Genomic DNA, 11,317 nt, shown 5'->3' on the forward strand with positions numbered 1-11,317 from the left:
CTCCCTTTACTCTACCGTCACGCTCTTCGCCAAATTCCGCGGCTTATCTACGTCATTGCCTCTGGCAAGGGAAGCGTAGTAAGCGAGCAGTTGCAATGGCACGACGGACAAGGCCGGTGTAAGGATCGGCAGCGTCTTTGGAATGGCGAAGGCCTGGTCGACGGACTTCAGGAGGCCGGCAACATGCTCCTCATGTGTTAGCGCCAGGACATCGGCGCCACGGGCTTTCACTTCCTTAATGTTGCTGACGGTCTTCTCCAACACGGATTCCTGCGTAGCCAGAGCGATGACCGGAATGCCTTCTTCAATCAATGCCAAGGTTCCATGCTTCAATTCGCCAGCAGCATAGGCCTCGGAATGAATATAGGAGATCTCCTTCAGCTTCAACGACCCTTCCATGGCCACTGCATAATCCAAGCCACGACCGATGAAGAACAAATCTTCGTGCTTGGCGATGTGCTCAGCATACGCCTTGATGGCATCGACATTAGCCAGCATGCTCTCCACTTGTTCTGGCAAGGCATGCATTGCTGCGATGATATGCGCGATCTCGTCAGCCGTCTGGGTACCTCGAACTTGAGCCAGATACAAGCTGAACAGATAGAAAGCGATCAATTGCGACGTATATGCTTTGGTCGAAGCAACAGCAATCTCCGGACCAGCGAGCGTGTTAATGACATCATCCGCATCGCGGGCAATTGAACTGCCCACCACATTCGTGATCGCCAGTACATGGGCTCCATTCGCTTGCGCTTCGCGCAAAGCAGCTAATGTGTCTGCAGTCTCCCCGGACTGGCTAACCACGATCACCAGCGTCTCTGGAGTAATCAACGGTGAGCGATAGCGGTACTCGGAAGCGACGTCGTACATTACCGGAATCCTAACGAGACGCTCAATCACGGATCCCCCGACTAGGCCAGCATGATACGCAGTTCCGCACGCCACGATGTGGACGTTGTTAATCGACCGTATCTTATCTTCGGTCAGGTGCAGATCAGGCAGAACGATACGACGTCCACTCTCATCGATCCGGCCCAGCATCGTATCACGATATGCCTTAGGCTGCTCATGAATCTCCTTAAGCATGAAATGAGCAAAGCCGCCTTTTTCTGCAGTGACTGCATCCCAATCGACATTTATCATTTCCCGAGAAATAAAATTCCCTTCAATGGTCATCAATTCGACAGCATCCTTAGTCAATACAGCCATCTCTCCGTCGTTCAGAATATACACTTTACGTGTATAGTTCAGCAACGCAGGGATGTCGGAACCAATGAAGTTCTCGCCATCACCAATCCCGATAACAAGCGGACTGGCTTGGCGTACAGCAACCAGCTTCTCCGGTTCATATTCCGTCAGCACTCCAAGCGCAAATGCGCCACGCATATAACTAATCGCCTTCTGAACGGCCGCTACGATATCACCATTGTACTCACGTGCCAACAGGTGAGAGATCACCTCAGTATCCGTCTCTGAGACGAATTCATAGCCTTGGCTGATCAACTCATCCTTGAGTTCCAGATAGTTCTCAACGATCCCGTTATGCACCACAGAGAACTTCTTACTGTGATCCGTATGAGGATGAGAGTTCACATCAGACGGCTTGCCATGAGTTGCCCAGCGTGTATGTCCAATTCCGGCGCTGCCTACCAATGGCGCATCCTCCAATTTGTGCTCCAAATTGGCTAGTCGTCCAGTCGCCTTGGTAATCTTCAACCCATTGTTCGTATACACAGCGATGCCCGCGGAATCATACCCGCGATACTCTAGCTTCTTAAGCCCCTCAATTAATACCGACTGCGTGTCTCTCTTCCCAATATATCCAACAATACCACACATATTTATATAATCCTCCGTTCAATTCTGCATTTATGATCGCAAGCAGAATAGAAGCGGAAGACCTACCGCACGGTATACAGAGACAGAACTATTCAATTATCAAAGTGCAGGTTCTACGATATGAAAAATATGAAAATCACATCAGCCCAACGTTCTTTTTTCATGAATGTCCACTGCTGCTCCGTTCACCGCGGATTCTTCCGCTCCATCTCTCGCGTACACTCATGAGTTTAACTCATCAAAAATTAAACTATCCTGCATCCATCCGTAAGGTTTGTCGGAACAGTCGCCTGTTCGTTTTGCCTTTACGGTTACGGTGTGATGCCACACCGAGAGGTCCCCGCCGAACATTTCGAACACCTCCACCTCGTCAGCTTGCATTTGCCGGTACAAGATTCTTTGCAGCGTCACCCAGATAACCGCTCCAAATCTCTTCCCGCGCGAAACCAAGCTCTGGCGCTTATCTTGCTTGTAACCTCACGATCCTCACTCTCTATACTTGAATATGCTTATTATATGCATCTACGTTCCATTTTGCAATCATTCATCACTCTCCCGAAAGACTATCCAGCTCTCCCCCCTCCAATTAAAGGGCTATACACCAACTGTAGAGGGCCATAGAGCATTTGTGAGCAAATCCGCAATTATGATCTTACTGACTTTCATATGACGCAATAAAGCCGCCTAGACAGCACTCTAACACCACTGCCTGGCGGCTCTACTCATTATAAAAAATAGATTATACCAATTCCGTCTCTACTACTGCTACAATTTCCGCAACTAACCGTTCGATTTCCTCCTTGTCTGGTCCTTCTGCCATAACACGGATCAGCGATTCCGTTCCAGATGGACGTACCAAGACGCGGCCGTTATCGCCAAGCTTGCGCTCTACAGCAGCTACAGCTTCCTCGATGGCGGCATTCCCTGCATACTTGCTCTTATCCTGTACACGGACATTTACAAGCACCTGCGGATACTTCTTCATCACCTTCTTCAACTCGCTTAGCGGTTGACCAGAAGCCAGCAGTGTGTCTGCCAATTGAATGGCTGTCAGAATACCATCGCCGGTCGTGTTATGATCGAGGAAAATGACGTGCCCGGACTGTTCCCCGCCCAGATTATATCCACCGCGGATCATCTCAGCCATAACATAACGGTCACCAACCGCAGTCTGCTCCGTATTCAGAGATAGCTTCTTCATCGCCTTGTAGAATCCGAAGTTACTCATAACCGTCGAGACGACCGTACTATCCTTCAGCTTGCCAGCCTGATTCATCGCATGCCCGCAGATGCAGAGAATATAGTCTCCATCTACTTCCTCGCCATGCTCATCTATAGCAATTAGACGATCGGCATCCCCATCAAAGGCCAGGCCGATATGGGCCCCAAGACGAAGAACCTCTTCCTTCAAAAGCTCTGGATGCGTCGAACCGCAATGATCGTTAATGTTAAGCCCGTTTGGTTCAGCACCTATGGTATGAACTTCAGCGCCAAGCTCTCTGAACAGTCTTGGAGCCAGCTCATAAGCTGCACCATTCGCACAATCAAGCACTACCTTCAGGCCTTCAAAGGAGTGGCTAATCGTCTTCTTCAAGTACTCCAAATATTTCAGCTTGGAATCATAATCCACCGTGACCGAACCAAGCCCACCGCCGATAGGACGAGGAAGCTCATCTGTCTCTTTATCCAAGAGTTCCTCAATCTTCAGTTCCGTCTCATCCAGCAGCTTGAAGCCGTCGCTACCAAAGAACTTGATCCCGTTGTCCTCTACCGGATTATGTGACGCTGAGATCATAACCCCTGCATCCGCCTTGAGCATTCGAGTTAATAGAGCAACCGCTGGTGTAGTAACTACGCCGAGCCGAACAACATCCGCACCAATCGATAGCAGGCCGGCGACCAGAGCCGATTCCAGCATAACGCCGGAGATCCGTGTATCCATACCTATAACTACCTTCGGCTTAGCTGCCTGGCCTGTCAGTACATACCCGCCACAGCGGCCAATTCGATATGCTAATTCAGCTGTTAATTCCTGATTTGCTATTCCCCTTACTCCATCCGTTCCAAAATACTTCCCCATGATTTCACTCCTCAAGTAATTTGTGAAGCCTATAATTAACCCCCACTATCGCTTTCACTGCTATTCCCTATGTTCGAATCTGTAGCTCCATTATCCCCAGTACCATTTGATGGTCCCGTATCAGTCCCATCCGTATTATGACTTGGCGGCTCTTCGGGATCCGTCGTAGCCGGATGCGAATCTTTCTCCGTCAACTCCACTTCGATCTCAAGCGCAGTACCCGACTCTACCAACTTCACATAATTAGGCAGCGTTACCTTTAAAGGCACGGAGTGTATACCCGCGCCTATTTTAGATAAGTCAGCCTCAAGTGTTATGTCCTTCGCTTTCAGTCCACTAAGCTGCTCACTCGTACCCATAACCGTCAGAGAGAGCTTCTTATCAGAGGGCTGTATGAATCTAGCTGTGAGATTCGGGCCCAGATTAGTTAGAGAGATCGGTATGTTATCGATTATCTTCTGTGAAGCTGGCTCAACCTTGATCGTCACTTGCACAGAACTAGGCTCGATTTTCTCAAATCCTTCAGGCGGAGTCAAGTCCACAGTATATTTCATTTCTGGGTTACCATTATAATTATTCAGATTAACGGTGATTGGGTAAGCCGTAATCTTATCCATAGCCTCTTTGGGCCCGTATACGACAACCCCTTTCACATCTGTATCGACACCAGCCAGTACATACCCCTCCGGAAGTTGCCCTGATTGGCGCACCTCCAGCGGAATATTCTTATACGTCTTATTAAAAGGGATGTCGACATCGACGGATTCCGGGGAAATCTCCGCGTTTCTCATCACTTCACCCTGTTTGTCATAAGCTACTAGCTTCACGGATTTTCCCTTGAGAGAATCATTCAGTCCAGTTATATCAACTACCCCTTGAACTTTCTGTAGATCGTCGATCTCGCTCTCCGGCAATGTGACCTTCACCATCTCCAATGTCGAGATCGGAGTTCCGACTTCAAAGCCTTTCTCTGGAATACCTTTGGTGATGATCGAAACAGGTATTTCCTTCGTTCGCTTCTCTTCAATCGTGACTTTTACATAAGCTGGATTTATGGAGACAGCCTGCACACCCGGAGGCAATTCAGTCGTCAATGGCAAGGTAAATGTACCTGGCCCGACATCCTTCAAGTTCAATTTTACTTTATAGTTAGAGAAGTTAGTCGTAAGATCGGTTTTTCTACCCTTTACCTCCAACCTTACTTTGTCTGGATTCAAATCATATAGAACATACCTATCAGTATCAAAGCCCGTCACTTGGATATTAACATTATTAATAACCTTGGGCTTTAGATCCGGTGTAGTTGTGACGATTGTCGTTCCACTATCGATATGCACCATAGCCCACAGGATAATACTGAAGACAAGTGCAATGATTTTCACAATATTATTATGACTCAACCATTTATCCATTCTTCTTGCCAGCCTCCTTCGTACGCCAGAAGGACTTACGCTTGTCATTCGGGCTAGAGTCCGGGCCAAGCTCTTCATACAATTTGGAGATCAATGATTCTTCCTTAATATCCCTTACTACCTGTCCATCGATAGCCAGCGAGATTTGACCCGTCTCTTCCGAGACGACGATCGATACTGCGTCACCTACCTCACTAATACCGATCGCGGCACGGTGGCGCGTCCCGAGCTCTTTGCTGATGAATGGGTTCTCGGATAACGGCAAATAACAGGCCGCGGCCGTAATCTTATGCCCTTGAATAATCACCGCACCATCATGTAGTGGAGTATTCGGAATGAAGATGTTGATCAACAATTGTGAGGTGATGACCGATTGAATCGGAATGCCCGACTCTGTGTACTCGTTAATGCCTGTATTCCGTTCAAAGACAATTAATGCCCCTATTTTTCTACGTGATAAATAATTCAGCGCTTTAATAATCTCGCTAAGCTCACGGGCGAACTCTTCCTCATCTGCAATGCCCCGATTGAACAACTTCCCTCGTCCAAGCTGCTCCAGGGCTCGTCTAAGCTCTGGTTGGAAGATGATGAAAATCGCGACAACACCGAACGTGAACATCTGGTTCATCAGCCATTTCAACGTGTATAAATCGAACCAAGTACTAACCGCCCATATCAGAACCAAGACAAGAAGCCCCTTCAGCAATTGGATGGCTCTTGTCCCCCGTACGAGCAAAATCAAATGATAAATGATATAAGTAACGATCAGAATATCAACGATATCCTTGATCCAGTCCTGCCAACCCATATTTGCAAAATAATCCATGGTGTAACCCCCGGTTTTTCTTCTAATTCAAGCCCTCTGACTGACTAGAAGACGCTTATGTATATCTTATAAGTCTGCTCAGATATACAGCAATGTATTAATCAACCTTATTGTATCTGTGAATTTAATTATTTCCCTAAACTCTAGGTTATAACGTTCCCGGGCCAGATGCAAGTTTGAAGAAAACAGGTTCATCCACAATAATAGGCATTTTCTCTAATCGATAAAAATAAAAAGCGCCTTCTTCTAGAAGAGGGCGCCAAGACCGTTATTTGTTACTTCCTGCTTACCTATAGGCGACATCTGAAAAAGTGTTGCTGATTCTGTACCATATCCAGTCCAGAGCCTGATCGATGCTCTTGACCTTGCCTGAAATATGAGCGGTCGAAGCCTGATAATAAGAGCCATCGACTACGGTCACATTCCCTTCGACATTTCCCAGAATTTCAGCGTTACCATTCTCTACCGTGAGATTTCCTGTGATAGTGGCGCCCTCAGGTACAGTAACGACATTCCCGTTAATGACTACCTGATCCAGATCGCCTACCTTGACAATTAGTTGATTGTCAGCCTTCATTAAAGACAATGCACTGAACAGCATGACTACCAAGAAAATAGCTGCTGCCGTTAAAGCCGGATGTCTCTTAATGACCTGAAGCCATGGCTGTTGCTTGCGCTGTCTTGGAATCTCACTCATGATTCGGCTCACTAGCGCATCTGGAGCAGAGATGCGATCATGCCTCAATGTCGCGAACAACGTCATTTCCGTCTGTTCCAATTGCTGAAACCGAGTACTGCATGCGGGACAAGCATTCAGATGCCCCTTAAGCTCCACGGCCTGCTCATGCGTAAGATCTCCGTCGAAATAATCATGCATTAAAGTGGAGGCATGTTTGCAATCCATATCAGCCATTCCTTTCAATATCAATACTATGGAAAAACCATACGCAGTATGGAAGTAGTCGTCCTAACATACATTACGTTACGGATCGAATAACGTTTCAAAAAACAAAATGAATTAAATTTATTTTATACCCCTTAAAAAACCGCCTTGTGTTCCAGCTTCTTACGCAAAAATTCACGCCCCCGGTGTACCCTGGTCTTGACCGTCGTTACCGGCATGTCCAGAACGTCCCCAATCTCTTGAAGCGACAATTCCTGCAAATATCTTAGAACGATAACAGACTTATACTTGGCAGGCAGACCTTCAATCGCCTGATGAATCATCGCTTGCGTCTCTGACAAGAGATATTCCGATTCCGGTGTCCGCTCGTCGCCAGGAATCAGCGCATAGCCATCCACACCCTCTTGATCATTCATACCTGCATCAAGATAGTAATTAGGCTTGCGCTTACGCAGACGGTCTATACAGAGATTCGTCGCAATGCGGTAAATCCAAGTCGAGAACTTCTGCTTCTCGTCGTATCGGTTGAAGTTCTTGTACACACGTAGGAACGTCTCCTGTACAATATCTTCAGCTTCATGCCGATTGGACAACATCCGATATGCCAAATGAAATATTTTATCTTTGTATAAGTCAACGAGTTCTGCAAATGCACCCTGGTCGCCTTTACGCGCCAGCTTGACCAATCTCGTATCAAAATGATCAACCACAATAATTTCCTCCAGATCCATGGACGGGCTCCATCAAAGCCTTATGCCTGTCCGGCTTTCTCCCCGATCTAGCAATCCAGGAAAAATCCCGTTCATCGCCGGTACTTCATTCAAATGTTAATTCAAGTGCTTGTAAAAAGCAATAGAATTAGCTCGATTCCAGGGACTTTATATATTAGAAAAAGTCTCTATCAAGTTCATCGGGTTATTACGATCTCACATATAAAAGAAACAAGCCGGACTCTCCCATCGTGTTAGGAGGAATCCGGCTTGAATTAGAAACATTAAACTTATCAGCCCGTATTACGAAGGCCAGCTGCGATTCCGTTAATCGTAAGCAGTACTTCACGAAGCAATAGTGCGTCATCCCGATCCTGTTCACGAGCAGCACGTAATTCAGTCAATAATTGTACCTGCAAATAACTTAGAGGATCAACGTAAGGATTCCGCTGGCGAATCGATTCCTGAAGCGCTGGCGCATCATCAAGAATTTCAGGCTGCCCGGTAATTTTCAGGACCATTTCCTTGGTCAGATTGAATTCCTGTTCGATCTTACCAAAGACGCGATCTTGTACTTCCTGATCACTGCACATTCCGCTATACTCTTTGGCAATAACCAGATCCGCTTTGATAATTGCAAGCTGCAGTGTATCGATCAAGGAACGGAAGAAGGTCGAGTTGTGATACATATCCTGCAAAACTTGCAGCTTCTTCTCATCGTCTTGATAGAAGTTATACAGGCTTGTTCCCGCAGCGTACCATGCCGGGAATAGATAGCGGCTCTGAGTCCAGGCGAATACCCATGGAATAGCGCGCAGATCCTCAAAGCGATCACTATTCTTACGCTTCGACGGTCTAGAACCGATATTCAGTTCGCCCACTTCGCCAAGCGGTGTGGATTCTTTGAAGAATTTCAAGAAGTCCGGATCACGGAATACGAGATCCTGATATTTAGTCAAGGAAGTCTCCGAGATGCCAGCAATGATCTCATCCCATTCCTCTTCCTGCTGATTATTCTCATCATACAGCTTCGCGTTAATGGCTGCTTTAATTAACGCCGAAGTAGCTTGTTCCAGACTACGGTATGCAATTCCCTTGAGAGAATAACGGGAGGAGATTACCTCGCCTTGCTCTGTAATCTTGATGCCTCCGCCAATCGTCTCAGGCGGCTGCACTAGAATGCTACGGTTAAGCGGCATTCCGCCACGTCCAAGCGCTCCGCCGCGTCCATGGAAATATTTGAGCTTCACGCCATATTTTTTGCCCGTTGCAGTGATTTGCTTCATCGCTACACGCAGCTCCCAGTTTGCTGTAACAACGCCGCCATCCTTATTACTATCCGAGTAACCAAGCATGATCTCTTGAAGATCATTCATTGCTGCCACAGACTGGCGATAGATCGGCATCTCGAACAAGCGGTTCATGATATCCGGGGCTGCATGCAAATCATCAATCGTCTCGAAGAGCGGAACGGATTGGAGTGTACATACGACTGTGCCATCCGGATCTTTGTAGAACAGACCCACTTCTTTGGCGAAGACCATCACTTCCAGGATATCGCTGCCTGCTTCCGTCATACTTATCAAATAGCTGGTGATACACTGGGTTCCAAATTCCTTCTGCGCTTTGAAGATCGTACGGTACACATCGAGACACTCTGTCGTACTCTCACTATATTCCTGATACGGTGAAGTCAGGGGCCGGGGATCATTCAACAGCTGCTCAAGCAGCACCAGCTTCTCCTCTTCCTTCAGCTCCGCATAGTTGCTTGTAATGTTCATCTTGGCCAAGATTTCGGTCATAGCTTTCTCATGCTCCTGGCTATGCTGACGAATGTCCAGCGTTGCCGTATGGAAGCCAAATAGCTCTACCTGACGGATCATTTGGCTAAGATGCGTTTGCGCCACATAATCCGCATAATGATGTCGCAGACTGCGGTCTATAATTTTTAGATCAGCGATAAGCTCCCGAGCGTTCTCATAACGTTCCGAGGTCCCATTCTTGGATTCATCAAGAACATTATGAAGCTTCTCTGTCATATAGGATAATTTAATACGATACGGTTCCTTCTCATTGTGCCATTCTGGCGTCTTCTGGAGGGTAACCTGGAGCCGATCCTTCTGAATCGAAGCCATTAATTCATCCGTCACATCAACAATCGACGTACTAAAGCTCAGATGCTTGAACATCCCGGCAAGGGCAAGCTGATACTCCCTAATGGCCATCTTGCGCTGCATTTTCAGAGTCTGCCAAGTCACTTCAGCAGTTACTGAAGGATTCCCGTCTCGGTCTCCACCGATCCAAGAACCAAAACGCAAATATTTTGGCACATGCCAGTGATGCTCCGGATAGTATTTGCTCAAGCAGCGTTCCAATTCCTGATATACATCGGGAAGCACATGGAACAGCGTCTCGTGGAAATAATACATTCCATTTCTGACCTCATCGAGTACCGTTGGTTTGCGGTCTCTCAATTCGTCAGTCTGCCAGAGCGTAATGACTTCATTCAGAAGCTTCTCTCTCAATTGTTCCCTTTCACGGAATGTAAGCGTAGGATTGTCAAGCTGCATTACATCATCAGCAATCCGCTTGTGAATATCTAGGATAGCACGACGCTTAGCCTCAGTAGGATGCGCAGTCATGACGAGCTCCAGAGACATTCCCTCCATGATCTCCTGCGCTTCATAATAGGTGAATCCATGTTCCTTCAGCTCTTTAACGGAAGCCTCAATAGAACCGCGCTGTACTGCTTCACCAGCTGAACGCTCGTAATCCCGTTTGCGACGAATCCGATGATTCTGTTCAGCGATGTTGACCAACTGAAAATAAATAGCAAATGCACGGATTACTTGGTGACGAATCTCGGGTTCAAGAGAGCTTATCAATTGTTTAAACTCTTCATGCAAATCCGGTATGAAAACCGCCCGCAAGGACTTACTCGTCTCTCTAATTTTCTCGACAATATCCAGAAGCTCATTGCCGCCTTGATGCACGAGGACTTCTCCCAGAATATTTCCGAGGAATCGGATATCGCGCCTTAGTAGATTGTTCGAATTACTCTTGCCGGCGGTTACCGCTATTTCAGTCATATTTCTCCCCCATTTCATCCCTATTCCGTCTTTCTAAAGCCTTCCTAATATAATACAATAAACTTCTCTGAAAATCTTCACTTTATTTGTAAAGAATTCAACATCCGACACGGTTAAATAAGGTAAATCAGCACGAGCAAAAGCTCGCGTCGCTTCGATAATACTGTAAAGCAGTAAAATCAGAAGGTATAGAAATGCCTTCTCAAGGAAGCTAAGAACCATAAGTTGAACGCTTTAAAAATTTGAAGATTATACCTAAGCTCGCCATCCCGAGTTGTTCAAAGAAAGAGCAACCGCGATTCGAGGGTAGAGCTTCTTACGATGTAGAATATAAATCCTACATCTATAACAAAAAACATCATCGAGCTGATGATGTTGCTGCTATGTATGGAGCGGGTGATGGGAATCGAACCCACGCTACCAGCTTGGAAGGCTGGAGTTCTACCATTGAACTACA

Annotated in this window: 7 protein-coding genes; all 7 read right to left on the minus strand. The window is 46.8% G+C overall.

Annotated elements, in window-relative coordinates; all coding sequences use genetic code 11:
- Positions 1-6: 6 nt before the first annotated feature.
- Complete coding sequence (glmS, locus tag ABD014_RS23855; protein ID WP_343865612.1) at positions 7-1,839, minus strand: glutamine--fructose-6-phosphate transaminase (isomerizing); 1,833 nt, start codon at positions 1,837-1,839, stop codon at positions 7-9.
- A 739-nt stretch (positions 1,840-2,578) separates the two neighbouring features.
- Entirely contained in the window at positions 2,579-3,919 is a 1,341-nt protein-coding gene (gene glmM / locus ABD014_RS23860) for a phosphoglucosamine mutase (protein WP_343865614.1), read from the minus strand.
- 35 nt (positions 3,920-3,954) lie between these two features.
- The gene (locus tag ABD014_RS23865; RefSeq protein ID WP_343865616.1) at positions 3,955-5,331 is read right to left on the minus strand and encodes a CdaR family protein; all 1,377 of its coding nucleotides are present in this window, start codon (positions 5,329-5,331) and stop codon (positions 3,955-3,957) included.
- Positions 5,324-6,157: a diadenylate cyclase CdaA gene (cdaA, locus tag ABD014_RS23870; RefSeq protein WP_068778527.1), complete on the minus strand. Its 834-nt coding sequence runs from the start codon at positions 6,155-6,157 to the stop codon at positions 5,324-5,326. Before cdaA ends, ABD014_RS23865 begins: the two co-directional genes overlap by 8 nt.
- 286 nt (positions 6,158-6,443) lie before the next feature.
- Positions 6,444-7,061 (minus strand): zf-HC2 domain-containing protein, encoded by a 618-nt coding sequence (locus tag ABD014_RS23875; protein WP_343865619.1) that lies wholly within the window; start codon positions 7,059-7,061, stop codon positions 6,444-6,446.
- A 134-nt stretch (positions 7,062-7,195) separates the two neighbouring features.
- The gene (gene sigW, locus ABD014_RS23880; protein ID WP_068778529.1) at positions 7,196-7,792 is read right to left on the minus strand and encodes an RNA polymerase sigma factor SigW; all 597 of its coding nucleotides are present in this window, start codon (positions 7,790-7,792) and stop codon (positions 7,196-7,198) included.
- Between the two features lie 272 nt (positions 7,793-8,064).
- Positions 8,065-10,860: a phosphoenolpyruvate carboxylase gene (ppc, locus tag ABD014_RS23885; protein ID WP_343865622.1), complete on the minus strand. Its 2,796-nt coding sequence runs from the start codon at positions 10,858-10,860 to the stop codon at positions 8,065-8,067.
- Positions 10,861-11,317: the final 457 nt, after the last annotated feature.

Source organism: Paenibacillus motobuensis, assembly GCF_039521865.1.
GTDB classification, from domain to species: domain Bacteria; phylum Bacillota; class Bacilli; order Paenibacillales; family Paenibacillaceae; genus Fontibacillus; species Fontibacillus motobuensis.

Excerpts from the sequence above, each read along its gene's own strand:
- glmS (WP_343865612.1), bottom strand. The coding sequence starts at position 1,839 with ATGTGTGGTATTGTTGGATATATTGGGAAGAGAGACACGCAGTCGGTA.
- glmM (WP_343865614.1), bottom strand. The coding sequence starts at position 3,919 with ATGGGGAAGTATTTTGGAACGGATGGAGTAAGGGGAATAGCAAATCAG.
- ABD014_RS23865 (WP_343865616.1), bottom strand. The coding sequence starts at position 5,331 with ATGGATAAATGGTTGAGTCATAATAATATTGTGAAAATCATTGCACTT.
- cdaA (WP_068778527.1), bottom strand. The coding sequence starts at position 6,157 with ATGGATTATTTTGCAAATATGGGTTGGCAGGACTGGATCAAGGATATC.
- ABD014_RS23875 (WP_343865619.1), bottom strand. The coding sequence starts at position 7,061 with ATGGATTGCAAACATGCCTCCACTTTAATGCATGATTATTTCGACGGA.
- sigW (WP_068778529.1), bottom strand. The coding sequence starts at position 7,792 with ATGGATCTGGAGGAAATTATTGTGGTTGATCATTTTGATACGAGATTG.
- ppc (WP_343865622.1), bottom strand. The coding sequence starts at position 10,860 with ATGACTGAAATAGCGGTAACCGCCGGCAAGAGTAATTCGAACAATCTA.